This window comes from Kluyvera sp. (assembly GCF_965301105.1).
Genome location: NZ_CBDKZX010000005.1, coordinates 103,139 through 122,829 on the forward strand (window position 1 = coordinate 103,139; position 19,691 = coordinate 122,829).

Here is a 19,691-nt window from a genome sequence, read left to right on the forward strand (position 1 = left end):
GTCTGTGATCCATTTCTAAGAATCCTTGCTATTGAAAAACAATATAAATGTACTAGCCGTTATGCGGATTGCGAGTGGATTGTCCTGAGAAATTACGCATCAGCAGGCCATACTCCAGCGCCATATCTTCCGGCACGGGCAACCATACGGTGTGGCCGTCGCCGGGCGCGACGGGCATCACTTCGCCTTTGGCGTTTTCCATATGTTCCAGCGTGAAGTTGACGTTGCCCTGCGGGGTCATCAGCTCCAGGCTATCGCCAATCAGGAATTTGTTTTTCACCGCTACCGCGGCCAGGTTGCCTTTACGCTCGCCGGTAAATTCGCCGACAAACTGCTGACGCTCGGAAACCGAGTAGCCGTATTCGTAGTTCTGATAGTCGTCATGGGTGTGGCGACGCAGGAAGCCTTCGGTATAGCCGCGATGCGCCAGGCCTTCCAGGGTTTCCAGCAGGCTGGTGTCGAACGGTTTGCCGGCGGCGGCATCGTCGATGGCCTTGCGGTACACCTGTGCGGTACGCGCGCAGTAGTAGAAGGATTTAGTACGGCCTTCAATTTTCAGCGAGTGCACGCCCATCTGGGTCAGACGCTCAACGTGGGCAATGGCGCGCAGGTCTTTCGAGTTCATGATGTAGGTGCCGTGCTCGTCTTCAAAGGCGGTCATGTACTCGCCTGGACGTTTGGCTTCTTCAATCATAAACACGCTGTCGGTAGGCGCGCCAATTCCCAGCGTTGGCTCAACGTTGGTGACCGGAATCGGCTCGTGTTTATGCACGATGTTACCGATGTCATCCTCTTTGCCTTCCTGAACGTTATATTCCCAGCGGCAGGCGTTGGTGCAGGTGCCCTGGTTCGGGTCGCGCTTGTTGATGTAGCCGGAAAGCAGGCAGCGGCCGGAGTAGGCCATGCACAGAGCGCCGTGAACGAAGATCTCAATCTCCATATCCGGCACCTGGCTGCGAATTTCTTCAATTTCTTCCAGCGACAGTTCGCGAGAAAGAATGACGCGGGTCAGACCCATCTGTTTCCAGAACTTCACCGTGGCCCAGTTGACGGCGTTCGCCTGTACCGACAGGTGAATGTCCATCTCCGGGAAGTGCTCGCGCACCAGCATAATCAGGCCCGGATCGGACATAATCAGCGCATCCGGCCCCATATCCACCACCGGCTTCAGGTCACGAATAAAAGTTTTCAGCTTGGCGTTATGCGGCGCGATGTTCACGACCACATAGAATTTTTTACCCAACGCGTGGGCTTCGTTGATGCCGAGCTGCAAGTTTTCGTGATTGAATTCGTTGTTACGTACGCGCAGGGAGTAGCGAGGTTGGCCCGCGTAAACCGCGTCAGCGCCGTAAGCGAAAGCGTAACGCATATTTTTCAGCGTTCCCGCCGGGGAAAGGAGTTCCGGTTTAAACATGATTTTCTCGTTCTGATGACAGGTCAGATTCGCCGCACCTGATGCGGCGAGTTGGGGAGTGCCCCCACATTAAGGGCGGGCATTGTAGCGCTGTGGGGAGGCGAGGTAAAGCGCCGGGTCGTCGCGGGAGACAACCCGGCGGAGGATCTGCCATCAGGTATTATCTTTGACGGTCTCGCTGGTGCCGTTGGTTTTTACCGAGGCGATGCCTTTATCACGCGACTGCTCGGTCGCGTACAGTTGACTGGTGCCAATGACCTGGTGGTTGCCCGCTTTCAGGTTGAAGTGAAATTTGCCGTTGGTGGCGGTTTTCTTTTCATAATGCGCGTCCTGCGGGCTGTTGACCCGCACCGAGGCGATGCCTTTTTCCGCGGCCGCCCGGGTGGTGTACAGCTCGCTGGTGAGAATAACCTCCCCGTTTCCCGCCTTCAGAACAAATCGAAACTGATCGTTGCTGCTTTTGCTTAATTCAAACCAACCAGCCATGGTGACTCCTTGATTAAATTAACATCGTTGAACGTATCGACTGACACTATGAGTATGGGAGAAATTGGCGAAGTTGCGAGCAGAGGAGAAGTGAGAGCGGCGAGCGCGCGCCGCTCGAAGGCATCAGGCCAGGCGGCAGGCGTCGGCTTCCCAGCGATAGCCTACACCGTACACCGCGCGGATAAACGACTGATCGGCGTCGAGCGATTCCAGCTTGCGGCGCAGGTTTTTAATATGGCTGTCGATGGTACGGTCGGTCACCACGCGGTAGTCGTCGTACAGATGATTCAGCAATTGTTCTCGCGAGAACACTTTGCCAGGCTCCTGCGACAGCGTTTTCAACAGGCGAAACTCGGCAGGGGTGAGGTCCAGCGGGCGATCGCGCCATGAGGCTTGAAAACGGCTTTCATCAACGATGAGCGGGCTTTGTTCGTCCAGCGTTTGGAGTTCGTGACGCGGCTTGCAGCGGCGTAAAATGGTTTTCACGCGCGCAACCACTTCGCGCGGGCTGTACGGCTTGCAGATGTAGTCATCGGCGCCGATCTCTAAGCCCAGCAGACGGTCGATCTCTTCAATTTTAGCGGTCACCATAACCACAGGAACGTCGGAGAAGCGACGAATTTCGCGGCAGAGGGTGAGACCGTCGGTACCCGGCAGCATCAGATCCAGCAGGATGAGATCCGGCGGCGTCTGATGCACGTACGGCAGCACTTTGTCGCCGTGGCTAATCAGCGTCGGGGCGTAGTGCGCTGCCAGTAAATAGTCGATGAGCAACTGCCCCAGCTTGGGTTCATCTTCCACAATCAGGATGCGTGGGGCATTTTCATCAATCGGTAACTCGGTCATATTTCTCTCGGTAATACACGTTCCAGCGGTAACTCTACTTTAATGCTAACCCCACCAAAAGGCGAATGCCCAACGTTGAGGTGTCCGCCGTGGGCGGTGACGATGTTTGCGCAAATAGCCAACCCCAGGCCAGAGCCGCCGCTGGCGCGGTTGCGAGAACCTTCGGTACGGTAGAAACGCTCGCATAGCCTCGCCAGCTGTTCATCGCTGACGCCGGGGCTGCTGTCGGCGAATTCCAGCACGATGCTTTTTGGGAGCAGTTCGGTGCGAATCAGCACCTGGCCGCCGCTGTCGGTATAGCGCAGGCTGTTTTCCAGCAGGTTATTGAATAACTGCATCAAGCGGTCCGGATCGCCAAACACGGTAGCGTTTTCTGCCAGCGCCAGATTCAGCGTCAGCCCACGGCTGGCAAGACGTTCGCGGAAGGCATCGGCGGCGATTTCAATCAGGCTAATGATATCGACCGGCGCTTTCTGGTAGGCCAGCGCCCCTTCATCGGACATCGATAACTGATGCAGATCATCAACCAGCTTGGTCAGGGTGGCGACTTCGGCCTGCAAAGAGGTGACCGATTCCGGGGTGAATTTGCGTACGCCGTCCTGAATCGCCTCCAGCTCGCCGCGCAGTACCGCCAGCGGCGTGCGTAGCTCGTGGGAGATATCGGCCATCAGGTCGCGGCGCATCTGCTGGTTTTTTTCCAGCGTGCTGGCGAGCTGGTTGAAGTCCTGCGCCAGTCTGCCGAGTTCATCGCTGCTGCTCACCGGGACACGGGTGGAAAAGTCGCCCGCCGCCAGCTTGTGGGTGCCTTCCACCAGCCGCCGCACCGGGGCAATCAACCCGCGAGCCAGCGGGAAGGTCGCCAGCGCCGCCAGCAATGTCGCCAGCCCGACGATAAGCCAACTGGTGCGGCGCTGCTGTTGATCGAAGTTGATATCGGTGTTGCGGGTCAGCCGCTCGACCGGTGAAGCGATCACCGCGCCGACCTCCATACCGTTGACGATAATGCCGCGCCGGGAGCCGTCGTGCGGCACCGCTTCGCGCGGGCCGACCAGCACGCGAGCGTTTTGGTCGACTACCCAGAACTGCGTGCGCCAGCCGTGCGGCGGCATGCCGCCGCGATCCGGGCCGCGAGGCGGTTCGCCGTCCGGCCCCGGAGGGCCGGGCGGCTGGCGGTCATCACTGTTGTCATGTTCAAACGAACGGAGGATCTGGAAAATAAAACGATCGTTATTGCGTAAGAAGCGCCAGTTTCCGTGCTGGGCATACTGCTCAGCCAGCGCGTCGCTCAGCAGCTGCAACCGCTGCTCGTTGCCACGCTTGATATAGTCAATAAAGCCGCGCTCAAAGCTAATACGCACGGCCCAATGCATGCTGATCAGCAGCACGATGCAGGTGGCTAAGATGGCGAGAAACAGTTTGCCGGAAATTCCCGGGCGCCATAATTTCACGGTCTACTCCTTCAGTTTGCGTCGGGCAATAACCACGTTTTTGCTGGTGTCGTCCGGCACGCGCGCGAAGACGAGAGCGGGAAGCGCAATAATGATGGCCATACAAATATAGGTGTACATAAAGACGTGATGCGTCGCCTCGCTGCCGATGGCAATGTGCTGCTGGCCGAACATGCCCAGCAGAATCCCGGCGATGGTAACGCCGATACTCATGGAGAGCTGCATGATCATCGACAGCAGGCTGTTGCCGCTGCTGGCGAATTCGTCCGGCAGGTCTTTCAGCGTCAGGGTATTCATCGAGGAGAAACGGCTGGAGTTGACCATTCCCTGAATAAACAGCACCACCGGTAGCGCGTAGTACCAGCCTGCCAGCGCGGTGAACATAAACAGCAGGCTGATTAACGACAGCCCGAGCGTGGCGAATACCAGCACGTGGCGGTAACCGAAGCGGTTGACCACCTGCACCACTATCCGCTTCATGCCCATGCTGCCCAGCACCATCGGAATCATCATCAGCCCTGCGTGGAAGGGGCTGAAGCCAAGGCCGATTTGCAGGAACACCGGCGTCATAAACGGCAACATGCCGCTGCCGATGCGCCCGGCAAAGCTGCCTGCCAGCCCCAGCGAGAAGGTGGAGGTGTTAAACAGCTTAAGGCTGAACAGCGCGCTGTCGTTGCCGCGCGCATGCCACAGATACAATCCAATCGACAACATACCGACGGCGACCAACATGCCCATCGTTAGTGATGAAATGCCAAGGCCTTTCTGGCCGTCGAGGGCTAAGGTTAACGTTGCCATGCCCAGCGCCAGCACCACGAAACCGGAAATATCAAATTTCCGCGTCTGGACGGTGTAGTTAGGCATCAACATCAAAGTGGCGATACCGCCCACGATGCCAACCGGGATGTTAATCAGGAATATCCAGTGCCAGGAGGCGTATTCCACCAGAATCCCGCCCAGAGCCGGGCCAAGCAGCGGGCCAACCTGGCCGGGCAGGGTGACGAAGGTCATTGCCGCCATATACTGCTCGCGCGGAACGATTTTCATCACCGTCAGCCTGCCGACGGGCACCATCATCGCGCCACCAATCCCCTGTAGCACGCGCGCCATGACCAGCTCATTGAGCGTGCTGGAAAGTGAGCAGAACAGCGAGCCGAGGGTGAACAGGATAATGGCGGTGAAGAAAATATTACGCACGCCGACACGATCGGCGAGCCAGCCGCTGGCGGGCAGCATGACGGCGACGGTCAGCACATAGGAGACCACCACCATGTGCATATGCAGCGGGCTCTCCCCCAGGCTTAACGCCATGGAGGGGAGGGCGGTGTTGACGATGGTGGTGTCCAGCGATTGCATAAAAAAGCCGAACGCCACGATCCAGAGTTGCCAACGAACGTTAGCGGGTAGTTCAGTCATCGTTATTCAGTTACCGATTGTCGGGGTTGACGCGAAAAACGCAGACGCAGACGATCGAAGAACAGATAAACCACCGGGGTGGTATAGAGGGTTAACAGCTGGCTCATCACCAGACCCCCTACAATGGTAATCCCGAGAGGTTGACGCAGTTCGGAGCCATCGCCCCCCGAAATCACCAGCGGCAGCGCGCCAAACAGCGCCGCCAGCGTGGTCATCATTATCGGGCGAAAACGCAGCAGACAGGCCTGGAATATGGCCTGTTCCGGCGGCAGATTGCCGTTACGCTGGGCTTCAAGGGCGAAGTCGACCATCATGATGGCGTTTTTCTTCACAATGCCAATTAATAGCATGATCCCGATAAGGGCGATTAGGCTGAACGGGGCATTGAACAGCTCCAGCGCCAGCAACGCGCCAACGCCCGCCGACGGCAGCGTGGAGAGAATGGTCAGCGGGTGCACGTAGCTCTCGTACAGGATCCCCAACACGATATACACCGTGGCGATGGCGGCGATGATCAGGATAATCTGCGAATTCATTGTCTCCTGGAATACCTGCGCCGTCCCGGCGAACGAGCCGCGCACCGTGTTCGGCACGCCAAGCTGGGTCATGGCGCGGTTAATCGCGTCGCTGGCTTCCGACAGGGATTTACCGGTCGGCAGGTTGAAGGAGACGGTCGACGCCGCCGACAGCCCCTGGTGGTTGACCGACAGCGGCGCGTTGGAAGGCTGCCATTTGGCGAAATAAGAGAGCGGAATGGCTTTCCCGTCGCTGTTAATGACGAACATTTTATCCAGCGCGCTTACATCCTGGGTGTAGACGGGGTCTACCTCCATCACCACTTTGTACTGGTTCAGCGGTTGATAAATGGTGGAGATCTGCCGCTGGCCGAAGGCGTTGTTCAGCAGGCTGTTAGCCGCCTCGACGTTAATGCCCAGCCGTGACATGGTTTCACGATCGTAGACCAACGCCATTTCTGCGCCGTTGTCCTGCTGATCCGAGTTGACGTCCGCCAGCTCCGGCAGCGCCGCCAGCGCTTTGCGGATTTTGGGCTCCCACTCACGCAGCGCGCTGAGGTCGTCCGACAACAGCGTGTACTGATAGCTGGCGTTCGACTGGCGGCCACCCACGCGGATGTCCTGCACCGCCATTAAGAACAGGTTGGCCCCCGGCTCTTTGGCCAGCTTTTTCCGCAATCGGTCGATAATTTGCTGCGCCGACTCCTGGCGCACGTCGCGCGACTTCAGGGTGATAAACATCATTCCGCTGTTCACCCTGGAACCGCCGGTGAAACCGGTGACGTTATCCACCGCCGGATCTTCACGAATAATCTTCATGAAATCCTGTAGCTTACCGCGCATCGCCTGGAAGGAGATGCTCTGGTCGGCCTGAATGCCGCCCATCAGCACCCCGGTATCCTGCTCCGGGAAGAACGTTTTCGGGATGGAAATATACAGCCAGACGTTCAGCGCGATGGTTGCCAGGAACACCACCCCCACCAGCTTCGTATGGTTCAGCACCCAGCGCAGCGATTTGCCGTAACCCTGCTGCATGGCGACCAGCAGACGCCCCAAACCTTTATTACGGGTTGGCGAATGCGGGCGGCTGGATTTCAGCATCCAGCCGCACATCATCGGCGTCAGGGTTAGCGAAACGGCCAGCGAAATACCGATCGCCACCGACAGCGTAACCGCAAATTCCCGCAGCAGCCTGCCGGGCAGGCCGCCCATCAGCAGCAACGGCAGGAACACCGCCACCAGCGAAACGCTCATCGACAGGACGGTAAAGCCCACTTCGCGGCTCCCCTGTAGCGCGGCTTGTAGCGGTTTCATGCCCGCTTCCAGGTGGCGGGAAATATTCTCCAGCACCACGATGGCGTCATCGACCACGAAACCGGTGGCGATGGTCAGCGCCATCAACGACAGGTTGTTGAGGCTGAAACCGCACAGGTACATCGCGGCGAAGGTGCCGATCAGCGAGACCGGTACCGCCACCGCCGGAATCAGCGTGGCGCGGCCGGAGCGCAGGAACAGGAACACCACCAGAATCACCAGCGCCACTGAGATCACCAGCGTTTGCTCAACTTCCTCAAGCGAAGCGCGGATCGTCGGCGAACGGTCCTGGGCAATTTGCAGGTCGATAGCCGCGGGAATGGTCTGTTGCAGCTCCGGCAGCTCGGCGCGAATACGATCGACCGTGTCGATAATATTGGCTTCCGGCAGCTTGCGGATCATCAGCAGGATGGCCGGTTTGGCGTTGGTCATCCCGGCGTTACGCACGTCCTGCACCGAGTCGCTGACCGTCGCCACGTCGCTCAAACGCACCGCCGCACCGTTGTTGTAGTGCACGATCAGCGGCTGGTACTCAGCGGCTTTTTTCAGTTCATCGTTAGTCTGCACCTGCCAGCGATGGGCGCTATCGTCGATCGCCCCCTGCGGTTTACGCACGTTGGCGTTGCTGATGGCCGTGCGCACCGCGTCCAGCGAGACGCCCTGGTTAAACAGCGCCTGCGGATTCAGGTCAACGCGCACCGCGGGCAGCGAGCTACCGCCGACGTCCACGTCGCCCACGCCGTCAATCTGCGCGATGCTTTGCGCCAGCTGGGTGGAGGCGAAATCGTACAGCTCGCCCTGCGAGTAGGTATCCGAGGTCAGCGTCAGGATCATGATCGGCGCATCGGACGGGTTGGCTTTGCGATAGGTCGGACGACTGGGCATCCCGCTTGGCAGCAGGTTTTGCGCGGCGTTAATCGCTGCCTGCACGTCGCGCGCCGCGCCGTTAATATCGCGATCGAAGTTAAATTCCAGAATGATACGCGTGCTGCCCAGCGAGCTGCTGGAGGTCATCTCATTGACGCCCGCAATGCGCCCTAACGAGCGCTCCAGCGGGGTCGCCACCGACGAGGCCATGGTTTCCGGCGATGCGCCGGGCAGCGAGGCGCTGACCATAATCACCGGAAAGTCGACCTGCGGCAGCGGGGCCACCGGGAGCAGACGAAAGCCGAGCACGCCGCAGAGGGTGATGGCGACGGATATCAGGATCGTCGCCACCGGGCGGTAGATGAAGAGGGCAAAAAATTTCACTTACGCTTCCTCTTCACGGCGCGGGAAGCGGCTTTTCAGGTACAGCGACAGGCGGTCAAACAGCAGGTAAATCACTGGTGTCGTAAACAGGGTGAGTACCTGGCTGACCAGCAGGCCGCCCACCATGCCGATCCCCAGCGGGCGACGCAGCTCGGCGCCAACGCCGGTGCTCAGCATCAACGGCAGCGCGCCAAGCAGCGCGGCGAGCGTGGTCATCAGAATCGGACGGAAACGCAGCAGACAGGCCTGATAAATCGCTTCACGCGGCGCCATTCCCTGCTCACGCTCGGCGGCCAGCGCAAAGTCGATCATCATGATCGCGTTTTTCTTAACGATACCGATCAACAGGATGATGCCGATAATGGCGATCACGTCCAGTTCGTTGCCCGCCAGCATTAATGCCAGCAGCGCGCCGACCCCAGCGGTCGGCAGGGTCGAGAGAATGGTGATCGGGTGGATAAAGCTCTCATACAGCACGCCGAGCACGATATACATCGCCACCACCGCCGCGACCACCAGCCAGATGGTGCTGCTCAGCGCCGACTGGAAGGCGAGGGTGCTACCCTGGAACTCGGTACGGATATCCGCCGGGAAGTTCAGGGTTTTCTCACTGTCCAGAATGGCCTGTACCGCATCGCCCAGCGAGTAGTTATCCGGCACGTTGAACGAAATGGTGGTCACCGGGAACTGGTCGAGGTGGTTAATCGACAGCGGCGCAAAGCGCTGTTCAATTTTGGCGATCGCCGTCAGCGGCACGATGCCGCCATCGCTGCTGGTCAGGCGCACGTTATCCAGCGCCGCCAGGCCCGGCGTGGCGCGGGTGTCGTGCTCCAGCACCACGCGGTACTGGTTGGCCTGGGTATAGATGGTTGAAATCAGACGTTGACCAAAGGCGTTGTACAGCGCGTTATCGACGTCGGCCATTGAAATACCGAGACGGCTGGCGCTATCGCGGTCGACGTTAACGTAGGCCACCAGCCCTTTGTCCTGCCAGTCGCTGCTGACATCGGAAAGCTGCGGCAGCGCCTGAAGCTGGGTCATCAGCTGCGGCACCCATTCGCTGAGCGCATCCAGCGAGTTGGCCTGCAGCGTAAACTGGTACTGCGTGCGGCTGACGGTGGTGTCGATGGTCAGATCCTGCGTCGGCTGGAGATACAATTCGATGCCGGGAATGCGGTCAACCGCGTGTTGTAGCCGGCTAATGACCGTCTGTACCCGATCGTCACGCTCGTCGAGCGGTTTCAGGTTGATCTGCAAACGTGCGCTGTTGAGCGCCGGGTTGGTGCCGTCGACGCCGACAAACGACGTGAGACTTTCTACCGCCGGATCTTTCAGGATGGCGTCGGCAACCGTCTGCTGGCGTTGCGCCATGCTGGCGAACGACACCGACTGCGGCGCCTGTAGCGTGCCCTGAATAATGCCGTTGTCCTGAATCGGGAAGAAGCCTTTCGGAATGGCGATCCACAGGATAACAGACAGCGCCAGCGTACCCAGCGCCACGCCGAGCGTCAGCCACGGATGATTCAGCACGCGGGCCAGCAGATGGCCGTAGCCTGCAATCACCCGGTCGAAGAAGCGCTCGCTGGCGCGGGAGAAACGGTTCTGTTTACGCAGCGATTCGTGGCTGAGCATGCGCGCGCACATCATCGGCGTCAGGGTTAACGACACGACTGCCGAGATGAGTATCGCCACTGCCAGCGTGACGGCGAATTCGCGGAACAGACGGCCCACGATATCGCCCATAAACAGCAGCGGGATCAGCACCGCGATCAGCGAGAAGGTCAACGAGATAATGGTGAAACCAATCTCACCCGCGCCTTTCAGCGCAGCGGCCATCGGTTTTTCGCCTTTTTCGATATAGCGCGAGATATTCTCGATCACCACGATGGCGTCATCGACCACGAAGCCGGTGGCGATGGTCAGCGCCATCAGCGTCAGGTTGTTGATGGAAAAATCGAGGAACACCATCACCGCGAAGGTGCCGACCAGCGACAGCGGCACGGCGACGCCGGGGATAATGGTTGCCGGGACGTTGCGCAGGAACAGATAGATGATCATCACCACCAGCGCAATCGCCAGCATCAGCTCAAACTGGGTGTCGGAAACCGAGGCGCGAATGTTAGTGGTACGGTCAGACAGGACCTCGACCTTAACGGATTTCGGCAGGCTTTCGGTTAGCTGCGGCAGCATCTGGCGGATGCTGTCCGCCGTCGAGATGATGTTTGCGCCAGGCTGGCGCTGGACGTTCATCACGATGGCCTGCTTTTTGTTCGCCCATGCGCCAAGCCAGGTGTTTTCAGCGCCTTGCTCGATGGTTGCCACGTCGCCTAAGCGAATAGCCGCACCGTTTTTATAGGCGATAATCAGCGCCCGATACTCCTGCGCCGACTGCATCTGGTCGTTGGCCGAGAGCGTCACCGCGCGTGCCGGGCCATCGAGGCTGCCCTTGGCCGAGTTGACGTTGGCGCTGGTAATGGCGGTGCGAATATCTTCGCTGGTCAGCCCCAGCGCGGCGATAGCCTGGGCGTTGAGCTTCACGCGCACGGCCGGGCGCTGGCCGCCGGCGAGCGTTACCAGACCGACGCCGGAGACCTGGGAAATTTTCTGCGCCACGCGGGTTTCCACCATGTCTTCTACTTCCGTCATCGGCGTGGCGGAAGAGGTGACGGCGAGGGTCATGATCGGCGGATCCGCCGGGTTGACCTTGCTGTAGACCGGTGGGTTAGGCAGGTCGCTGGGCAGCAGGTTAGTGGCGGCGTTAATGGCAGCCTGGACTTCCTGCTCGGCGACATCCAGTGGCAGGGTAAGCTGGAACTGAAGGGTGACGACCGACGCGCCGCCGGAGCTTTGCGACGACATTTGCTTCAGGCCGGACATCTGGCCGAACTGGCGTTCGAGCGGCGCGGTTATCGCTGAGGTCACCACGTCGGGGCTAGCGCCCGGATAGAGCGTCACCACCTGAATGGTCGGATAGTCCACCTCCGGCAGCGCGGAGACCGGCAGGAAGCGGTAGCCGATGATCCCGGCCAGCAAAATCGCCACCATCAACAGCGTGGTGGCGACAGGGCGCATAATAAACAGGCGGGATGGGCCGCCCGTATTGCTCGGCGGTAACACTTGCATCAGCCGCGCGCTCCTTTATGGCCTGCTGCGGCGGCCGGTTTTTCCGCGCCTGCGGTGGAGGCGTCATGAGCGGTAACCACTTCCACTTTCGCCCCTTCGGTTAAGCGGTCGATACCGTCGGTGACCACCCGGTCGCCCGCTGAGAGTCCGGCATCAATCACCACTTTCTGGCTATCCTGGATACCTGGAATCACGGTGTGTTTGCTGACTTTGTTGTCGCTGTTCAGCACCCACACGAAGTGACCGTCATTGCCCATTTGCAGCGCCGCGGTTGGGATGACCACCGCATTTTGCTGGGTATCAACCAGCATACGCGCGTTAACAAACTGGTTCGGGAACAGCGCGTCGTCCTGGTTGTTGAAACGGGCCTTCAGCTTGATGGTGCCGGTGGTGGCGTCAATTTGGTTGTCGAGGCTCAGCAGCGTGCCCTCGCTCAGCTTCTGTTTGTTGGTGCGATCCCAGGCTTCTACCACCAGCGTTTTACCGGCCTTTTGCGCGGCCACCACGGTGGCGATGTCGTTTTCCGGCAGGGTGAAGACGAGATCGATCGGATGCGTTTGGGTCAGCACGACGATACCGGTGGTATCACCGCTGGAAATCTGGTTGCCGATATCCACCTGTTTTAATCCCACGCGACCGTCAATCGGCGCGGTGATGCGGCTCCAGTCGAGCTGCAGCTGGGCGCTGGCGACGGCGGCCTGGTCGGCTTTAATCGTGCCTTCGGTTTCGCTCACCAGCGATTGCTGGGTATCCAGCTCCTGGCGAGAGACAAGATTGGTTTTGACCAGTTGCTGATAGCGGGCTAAATCACGACGTGCATTAGCGAGCGTGGCTTTATCTTTAGCCAACTGCCCCTGCGCCTGAGCCAGCGCCACTTTAAACTGGCTGGGGTCAATTTCCGCCAGCAGATCGCCGGCTTTGACCTGCTGGCCTTCCTGGAAGTGAATGGCCATCAGTTGGCCGTCGACGCGGCTGCGCACGGTAACGGTATTGGCAGCGGTAATGGTGCCCAGCCCGCTGAGGTAGCGCGGTACCGCTTCACTGGTGGCGGTAGCGGCCTGGACCGGCGCCAGCGCGCCGCCAAAGCGTCCACCGTGTCGCCCGCCGCCAGCTGACGGCGCTCCCGCCGGTTTGGCTGCGGTGGAACCCGAGGTGTCAGAATTGCTGCTAAAGTGCCAGATGCCAGCCGCCCCCGCGACCACCACCAGCACGGCCAGCGCTACCCGCCAGCGAATCTTATGACTGCCTTTCATCGTTATAGGTGTCTCGTCCTGAATCATTTCACGAAATGATACTAGTTTAGTAACGGAACGCTCGGGAAAAATGGAGGAAATATGAAACACGGAAGGAATCGTCTGAATCGCGTCAGCTTTACGAGGCTCCTCGCAATCCGCGGCGATGAAAAACCGCGCAATCGCCGCGTCTGCTACCGTCAGCGGCGTTTAGCAGGGCGCTAAAACAGGAAAGCCCCTCCTGACGAAGGGGCCTTATATAAGGAAAGGGTTATGATGAGGCTAGTCATCATACTGGTAATACTCTTAGTCATTAGCTTACCGGCTTACTAAGATACCAGGGGGAGGAGCAATCCTCCCTTACCCTCATTCCTTTACGATAGGTCGAAAAAACAGCGAAGTCAACGACGATATATCAGGCAAAAACCACCTGCGCCCAGCGGGCCAGACCGGCGGTGACCGAGCCAAAATCGTCGCCACCGGCAACGGGAATGCCCGGCAGCTGTTCGGCAAGCGCTTTTTTAATCAGCGGCGAGCGCGCGCTGCCGCCGGTTAAATAAATGACGTCCGGCTTTTCGCTACTGTTTTCTAACGCCAGTTGTACCTGCTCAAGAATACGGGTCAGCGGCTGGTTCAGCGCCGCTTCCAGCCCGTCCTGGCTGATGGCGGTGGCCAGCGTGTCGCTGATAAACGGCAGGTGGGTATCGATTTGTGCGCTTTCGGACAAGGCGATTTTGCTCTCTTCCGCGCTGCGCACCAGACGGTAGCTTAAACGCTGCTGCCATACCTTGTAGAGCAGAGCGACCTTTTCCGCATCGCGGGCATCGCGCGCCAGGTCACGCAGCAGGCGGCCATTGGCTGAGCTGTAGAAGTCGGTCTGCGCCGGAACATCGTTGATCGCCACCGCGTTCCACCAGGGCAGAATGGGCAGGGCGATGCCTTTTTCGGTTTCGCCGCCCATGCCGAGCAGCGGCATCAGGCTTTTAAACGCCAGCGCGATGTCCAGATCGTTACCGCCCACCCGACAGCCGCTGTGGCCGAGCAGGCTCTGTTCGCGGTCATGACGGGTCCGCCACTGCGGCCCCATCAGCAGCACCGAGCAGTCGGTGGTGCCGCCACCGATGTCGACCACCAGCACGCGTTTTTCCTCGCTGAGGTTGGCTTCGAAATCCAGACCGGCGGCAACCGGTTCGTACTGGAAAACCACGTCGCGGAAGCCGGCACGCTGCGCCGCGCGTTGCAGAATACCTACCGCCTGTGTGTTGGCTTCATCGCCACCCAGACCCTGGAAGTTAATCGGGCGACCAATTACCGCCTGCTCGATGGTTTCCTGAAGCTGTGACTGCGCCTGCTGGCGAATATGCAGCATCATCGAACAGACCAGATCTTCGAAGACGGCGACCTGCTGCGGCTTGAGGCCGCTAGCGCCGAGGAAGGATTTAGGCGACTTAACAAAGTACACCTCTTCCGGATCGTCGATGTACTGCTTGAGCGACGCGAGGCCGAACTGCACGCTATTGCCCAGTACCTCGATATCTTCGTCGCGGTTGTAGTTCATCGCCCGACGCAGCAGCGCCTGAGTTTCATCACCCGTTGCCGGTACCTGATGGTGGCGGTACAGCCACTCGCTGACCGCTTCGCGGGTCGGGGCCGACAGCATGGACGGCAGTAGGGAACTGCCGTTTTCCATCATCAGCATGCGCGGTGCGCCATCCTGCATCACGGCGACAGAGCAGTTCGCCGTCCCGTAGTCAAAACCAATAAACACGTCAATCATCCCCATGCCAGTGAAGAAAGGGGGGCGACTTTAGCGGAATGTGGTGATGGCGGCAACAGGAATATGAAAGCAAGGTTTTCCCATTGATTAACCGCTATGCTGTAACGCAATCTTTGCTGTCTAACGAGAAGGATAAAGGATGTTTGAACTGCCCTGGCTGCCGCCATATGACTGGCGCTGGATGTTCGGTTTTTTACAGGCGCGTGCTGTCGCAGGTATCGAATGTTTCCATGATCAAAGCTATACCCGCAGTTGGGGGCTCGGGCCACACCATGGGCTTATCACCATGACGCCTTATCCCGCCCGCCAGGTGCTGCGGGTCACGCTTTCCGCCGGGCTGCTGCCAGTCGCTGACGAAGCGCTGATGCGGGTGGCGAAATTGCTGGATCTGCACTGCGATCCACAACAAATATCGCGCGCGCTCGGAACGCTGGCGGCGGCAAAGCCGGGGTTACGACTGCCTGGCGCGCTGGACGCCTTTGAACAGGGCGTGCGGGCGATTCTCGGGCAACTGGTGAGCGTGACGATGGCCGCGAAGCTGACCGGTAAAGTGGTGGCGCTGTATGGCGAGCCGCTCGCACAGGACGCCTCTTTCTCATTGTTCCCAACGCCAGAGCGGCTGGCGGCGGCGGACCCGGCGGCGCTGAAAGCACTGGGCATGCCGCTCAAACGGGCGGAAGCGTTAATACATTTTGCCCAGGTTGCGCTTAGCGGAGAACTGCCGCAAACGCAGCCAGACGATGTGGATCAGGCGCTAAAAGCGCTACAACAATATCCCGGCATTGGCCGTTGGACGGCAAACTACTTTGCCCTGCGCGCCTGGCAGGCGAAAGATATCTTTTTGCCGGACGACTACCTGATTAAGCAGCGCTTCCCGGGTATGACGCCCGCGCAGATTCGCCGTTATGCCGAACGTTGGCAGCCCTGGCGATCTTACGCGTTATTGCATATCTGGCACGCCGACGACTGGTCGCCAGAAGAATATACCGGGGTATAAACCGTCACGATACCGCGACCGTTATTTTTTGAGGTGTAGCAGGCGGCATCGGCCTGAACCAGCACTTCCGCCAGTTGGGCGTTATGGTTGTGAATCAACGTCAGCCCCGCGCTGGCGCCAATACGGTGCAACCGTCCTGCCCAGAAAAATTCGTAATGTTTAATGGCATCGACAATGCGCTCGCTGGCGCTAAGCGCCTGCTCGGTAGAGCAGTGACGCAGAATAAAGCCAAATTCATCACCGCCAAGTCGCGCCAGAATATCGCCCGGTCGCAGCAGCGAGCGCATTAGCCCGGCAATTTCACGCAGTAGCGCGTCACCGGCAGCGTGCCCGGCACTGTCGTTGACGGCTTTGAAGAAATCGAGGTCGAGCATCACCAGCGCATGCGACTGATGCCCTCCGGGCAATGATTTCAGCAGGCCTTTCAGCTGGCTTTCAAAGCTGGAACGATTGGGCAAGCCGGTGAGCGCGTCGTGGCTGGCGCTGTAGCTGAGCTGGCGCAGCAGGCGGCGCGATTCCGTGACGTCCTGAATGACCAGCACAAAACCGATATGCTCACCTTCCTGGGTACTGAGCGGGGTCATGCTGTGGTGAATATCAAAACTGCCGCCGTAGCGGCTATGCAGGACTTTGTTCAACTCAATATCGCTATCCAGGTTTTCATCGCTGTACAAATTCTCCAGCCGGGGGCCCTGGTCTCCCTGCGTAATATACAGCACCTCGTGCAATGATTTCCCTTGCGCCTCAGCCTGCTTCCAGCCGCTGATTTTCTCGGCAACCGGGTTCATAAAGATAATGTTTTGCTGGCTGTCGGCGCTGATCACCGCTTCACGAATGGAGTCGAGAGTGATGTGCAGGCGTTCTTTTTCCTGGAACAACGCTTCGTTGGTTTCGGTTATCTCCGCCATCAGCCGTTTGTTGGCTTCGCGGCTCTTTTTCAGATCGTTAATATCTTCAATCTGTTGGATGAAATAGAGCGGCGTTCCATCAGCGTTGCGTACCAGCGAGACGGCCAGCAGCGCCCAGACCGCCTCGCCCTGGCGGGTACGGTAGCGCTTTTCAAGCGAGTAGCTCTCAATTTCGCCACGCGCCAGACGGTCCAGCTGTTCAAGGTCTTGTGCTAAATCTTCCGGCCAGGTGACCTGCTGGAAGGTCATTTGATGCAGTTCGTCAGGGGGATAGCCAAGAAACTTACTCAGCGCTTTATTGACCTGCAGCCACTGCCCATAGGCATCGACTATCGCCATGCCGACGGCCGAGTATTCCATGGCGTTACGAAAGCGGGTTTCACTTTCCGCAATGCGGCGCCGTTCACTGTATACGGCATACATCGCGATGCTCATTACCCCTGTGGGCAATTGCACCATCAGAAACGGCAGCCCCAGCATATTGCTCAGCCGGTAGTTGTTAAGGGTGTTTTCGATGTTCTCCTGTACCAGCGGATGCTGCGCGGAGAGGGTCAGAGCCATCATGATGAGGAGTAAAAAGATCAGGAAGGCTTCAATACGCGGCAGACGTACCGCGCTCCACATCATGAGTACCATTATGAAGGTAAACGGCCAGGGCAGATACAACATGGCGATCACGCTGAGCACGAGGGTAATGGCTGCGGTCAGAAGCGTTGAGATCAGCAGCGTGCGATTACGATAACGCTGAAAATAGTCTGCCCGGATGAGCATTCCCAGTGGAACTAATGCCAGGGCACCTGAGGCATCCGAAAGCATCCAGACCAGCAAGGTCTGGAAAGCATTGTCTCCGGGCGTCAAACTGGCCACCACAATACCGCTCAACAATGGCGGGATCAGCGCGGTGGCGATCGCCATTTGAGTCCAGTGGCGTAAGTTTCTTAGCGGGTTGTCGAGGTTCAGCCATCGGCGCAGCAGTAACGCGCCAACAAGCGCTTCCATAAGATTGGTCAACGGGTGTAACAGTCCATTCTGCTCGGGAGCGTAAAGCGCGGTGGCGAGGACAATTCCCAATACGCCAGCAACGCTCATGCAGGGCCATAGCGAACGCTTAACACGGTAGAAGGCGACGGTCATGATGGCCGTCGGAAACCAGACCGGCGATAGCACGTTGTGAGTGTGCATGAGTGATAATGAAAAGAGGGTGAACAAAAATGTCGCAGCCCACAAACCAAACAGTATTTGCAGTGAGTGCTGTTGTGACGCGGGTCGGAGAGGTTTAACGCTGATATTGTTCTTCATTACCACTGTTTTTCCGGAGGCGACGCTGCTCCGGCCATGCTGAATTAAGCCGCGATTATGCAACAACATTAGCGGAATTTATCAGATATGTGACGCTAATTGACAATAATCATCAGTTTGTGTCACCTGTAATATCATATTCGTTAATGTATGACGTCAGTAGAATCCGACGTACGGGCGTTTCTCCTTTTGTCATCGCCGATCGTTGTATTCGACTAGTATCGTTGCCCTGAAATCCCTATAATTGCCGCGTTTGGCGCTGATACACGTGACTATTCGGAACGTTTCCTCTTGAATAATATTGTCTATTCGTGCCGTCCTTCCTAACATCCAGGTTAATCGGGTCGCAAAATTTATGACTGATAAGTCTCATCAGTGCGTCATTGTAGGCATCGCCGGCGCATCGGCTTCAGGTAAAAGTCTTATTGCTAGTACGCTGTATCGCGAACTGCGCGAACAGGTGGGCGATGAGCACATCGGTGTCATTCCTGAAGATAGCTATTACAAAGACCAAAGTCATCTGTCGATGGAAGATCGGGTTAAAACTAACTATGACCACCCGAACGCGATGGACCACAGCCTGCTGTTCCAGCATCTGCAAACGCTGAAGCGCGGCAACCCAATTGAACTGCCGGTTTATAGCTATGTCGAACACACCCGCATGCAGGAAACGATTCATATTGAACCGAAGAAAGTGATCATCCTTGAAGGGATCCTGCTGCTGACCGACGCGCGTCTACGCGAAGAGATGAATTTCTCTATCTTTGTCGATACACCGCTGGACATCTGCCTGATGCGCCGCATCAAGCGTGACGTTAACGAGCGTGGTCGCTCCATGGACTCCGTGATGGCTCAATACCAGAAAACGGTGCGTCCGATGTTCCTGCAGTTTATCGAGCCGTCCAAGCAGTACGCCGACATCATCGTGCCGCGTGGGGGCAAAAACCGCATCGCTATCGATATTCTGAAAGCGAAAATTAGCCAGTTTTTTGAATAACTCACACGAATTGTGTAACGTGCAATAAACGCCCTCAACCGTGACGGAAGAGGGCCGTCGTACAAAAGGAGAGTGATATGCGTCTGTGTGACCGTGATATAGAAGCCTGGCTGGACGAAGGGCGACTGTCGATTAACCCGCGTCCGCCGATTGAGCGTATCAATGGTGCCACCGTTGACGTGCGTTTAGGCAACAAGTTTCGCACCTTCAGCGGCCACACTGCCGCCTACATTGATTTGAGCGGGCCGAAAGCGGAAGTCAGCGCGGCGCTGGATCGTGTGATGAGCGAAGAGATTGTGCTCGCGGAAGGCGACGCCTTCTATCTGCATCCGGGCGAACTGGCGCTGGCGGTGACGCTGGAATCGGTCACGCTGCCCGCGGATCTGGTCGGCTGGTTGGACGGTCGTTCCTCGCTGGCGCGTCTGGGGCTGATGGTGCACGTCACCGCGCACCGTATCGATCCGGGTTGGTCGGGTTGCATCGTGTTGGAATTCTACAACTCCGGTAAGCTGCCGCTGGCGCTGCGTCCGGGGATGCTGATCGGCGCACTGAGCTTCGAACCTCTGTCGGGCCCGGCGGCGCGTCCATACAACCGTCGTGAAGATGCCAAATACCGCGATCAGCAGGGCGCGGTTGCCAGTCGTATTGATAAAGACTGACCCATCGCA

14 protein-coding genes are annotated in these 19,691 nt (G+C 58.3%); 4 read left to right on the forward strand and 10 right to left on the reverse strand.

Annotated features, from left to right (window positions below):
• Nucleotides 1-52: 52 nt before the first annotated feature.
• The 8 genes from trhP to ACW14G_RS03710 all read right to left on the reverse strand — a co-directional run bounded on the left by trhP (nt 53) and on the right by ACW14G_RS03710 (nt 13,066).
• A complete protein-coding gene (trhP, locus tag ACW14G_RS03675; protein ID WP_455648482.1) occupies nt 53-1,414 on the reverse strand; it encodes a prephenate-dependent tRNA uridine(34) hydroxylase TrhP in 1,362 nt (453 codons plus the stop codon).
• Nucleotides 1,415-1,567: 153 nt separating this feature from the next.
• Nucleotides 1,568-1,900 (reverse strand): YegP family protein, encoded by a 333-nt coding sequence (locus tag ACW14G_RS03680; RefSeq protein ID WP_167575462.1) that lies wholly within the window; start codon nt 1,898-1,900, stop codon nt 1,568-1,570.
• Between the two features lie 123 nt (nt 1,901-2,023).
• Nucleotides 2,024-2,746 carry an envelope stress response regulator BaeR gene (baeR, locus tag ACW14G_RS03685; RefSeq protein ID WP_249023043.1) on the reverse strand — a complete coding sequence of 241 codons (723 nt, stop codon included), beginning with the start codon at nt 2,744-2,746 and terminating at the stop codon, nt 2,024-2,026.
• Nucleotides 2,743-4,194 (reverse strand): envelope stress sensor histidine kinase BaeS, encoded by a 1,452-nt coding sequence (baeS, locus tag ACW14G_RS03690; RefSeq protein WP_249023044.1) that lies wholly within the window; start codon nt 4,192-4,194, stop codon nt 2,743-2,745. Before baeS ends, baeR begins: the two co-directional genes overlap by 4 nt.
• Nucleotides 4,195-4,197: 3 nt before the next feature.
• Nucleotides 4,198-5,610, reverse strand: a complete 1,413-nt coding sequence (gene mdtD / locus ACW14G_RS03695) for an MFS transporter (RefSeq protein ID WP_249023045.1) — start codon at nt 5,608-5,610, stop codon at nt 4,198-4,200.
• Between the two features lie 2 nt (nt 5,611-5,612).
• Nucleotides 5,613-8,690 carry a multidrug efflux RND transporter permease subunit MdtC gene (gene mdtC / locus ACW14G_RS03700; RefSeq protein WP_249023046.1) on the reverse strand — a complete coding sequence of 1,026 codons (3,078 nt, stop codon included), beginning with the start codon at nt 8,688-8,690 and terminating at the stop codon, nt 5,613-5,615.
• Nucleotides 8,691-11,813: an MdtB/MuxB family multidrug efflux RND transporter permease subunit gene (locus ACW14G_RS03705; RefSeq protein WP_167575467.1), complete on the reverse strand. Its 3,123-nt coding sequence runs from the start codon at nt 11,811-11,813 to the stop codon at nt 8,691-8,693.
• Nucleotides 11,813-13,066: an MdtA/MuxA family multidrug efflux RND transporter periplasmic adaptor subunit gene (locus ACW14G_RS03710; RefSeq protein ID WP_249023047.1), complete on the reverse strand. Its 1,254-nt coding sequence runs from the start codon at nt 13,064-13,066 to the stop codon at nt 11,813-11,815. Before ACW14G_RS03710 ends, ACW14G_RS03705 begins: the two co-directional genes overlap by 1 nt.
• A 252-nt stretch (nt 13,067-13,318) precedes the next feature.
• Here ACW14G_RS03710 and ACW14G_RS03715 point away from each other — a divergent pair, with 252 nt between their 5' ends.
• On the forward strand, nt 13,319-13,378 hold the full coding sequence (locus ACW14G_RS03715) for a type I toxin-antitoxin system Ibs family toxin (RefSeq protein WP_112919032.1): 60 nt from the start codon (nt 13,319-13,321) through the stop codon (nt 13,376-13,378).
• Between the two features lie 82 nt (nt 13,379-13,460).
• Here the strand turns inward: ACW14G_RS03715 and yegD are convergent, their stop codons facing one another.
• Entirely contained in the window at nt 13,461-14,813 is a 1,353-nt protein-coding gene (gene yegD, locus ACW14G_RS03720) for a molecular chaperone (RefSeq protein ID WP_249023307.1), read from the reverse strand.
• 148 nt (nt 14,814-14,961) lie between these two features.
• Between yegD and alkA the strand changes: the two genes are divergently transcribed.
• Nucleotides 14,962-15,819: a DNA-3-methyladenine glycosylase 2 gene (gene alkA / locus ACW14G_RS03725; protein ID WP_249023048.1), complete on the forward strand. Its 858-nt coding sequence runs from the start codon at nt 14,962-14,964 to the stop codon at nt 15,817-15,819.
• On the opposite strand, the gene ACW14G_RS03730 is transcribed toward alkA, so the two are convergent.
• Nucleotides 15,756-18,095, reverse strand: coding sequence for a PAS domain S-box protein (locus ACW14G_RS03730; RefSeq protein WP_349292916.1), 2,340 nt, complete (start codon nt 18,093-18,095; stop codon nt 15,756-15,758). The two genes, alkA and ACW14G_RS03730, sit on opposite strands and share 64 nt — an antisense overlap.
• Before the next feature lie 286 nt (nt 18,096-18,381).
• On the opposite strand from ACW14G_RS03730, the gene udk reads away from it, so the two are divergent.
• Together udk and dcd are read left to right on the forward strand one after the other, a co-directional pair.
• Entirely contained in the window at nt 18,382-19,023 is a 642-nt protein-coding gene (udk, locus tag ACW14G_RS03735) for a uridine kinase (protein ID WP_001575945.1), read from the forward strand.
• 77 nt (nt 19,024-19,100) lie between these two features.
• Complete coding sequence (dcd, locus tag ACW14G_RS03740) at nt 19,101-19,682, forward strand: dCTP deaminase (protein WP_032281180.1); 582 nt, start codon at nt 19,101-19,103, stop codon at nt 19,680-19,682.
• Nucleotides 19,683-19,691: the final 9 nt, after the last annotated feature.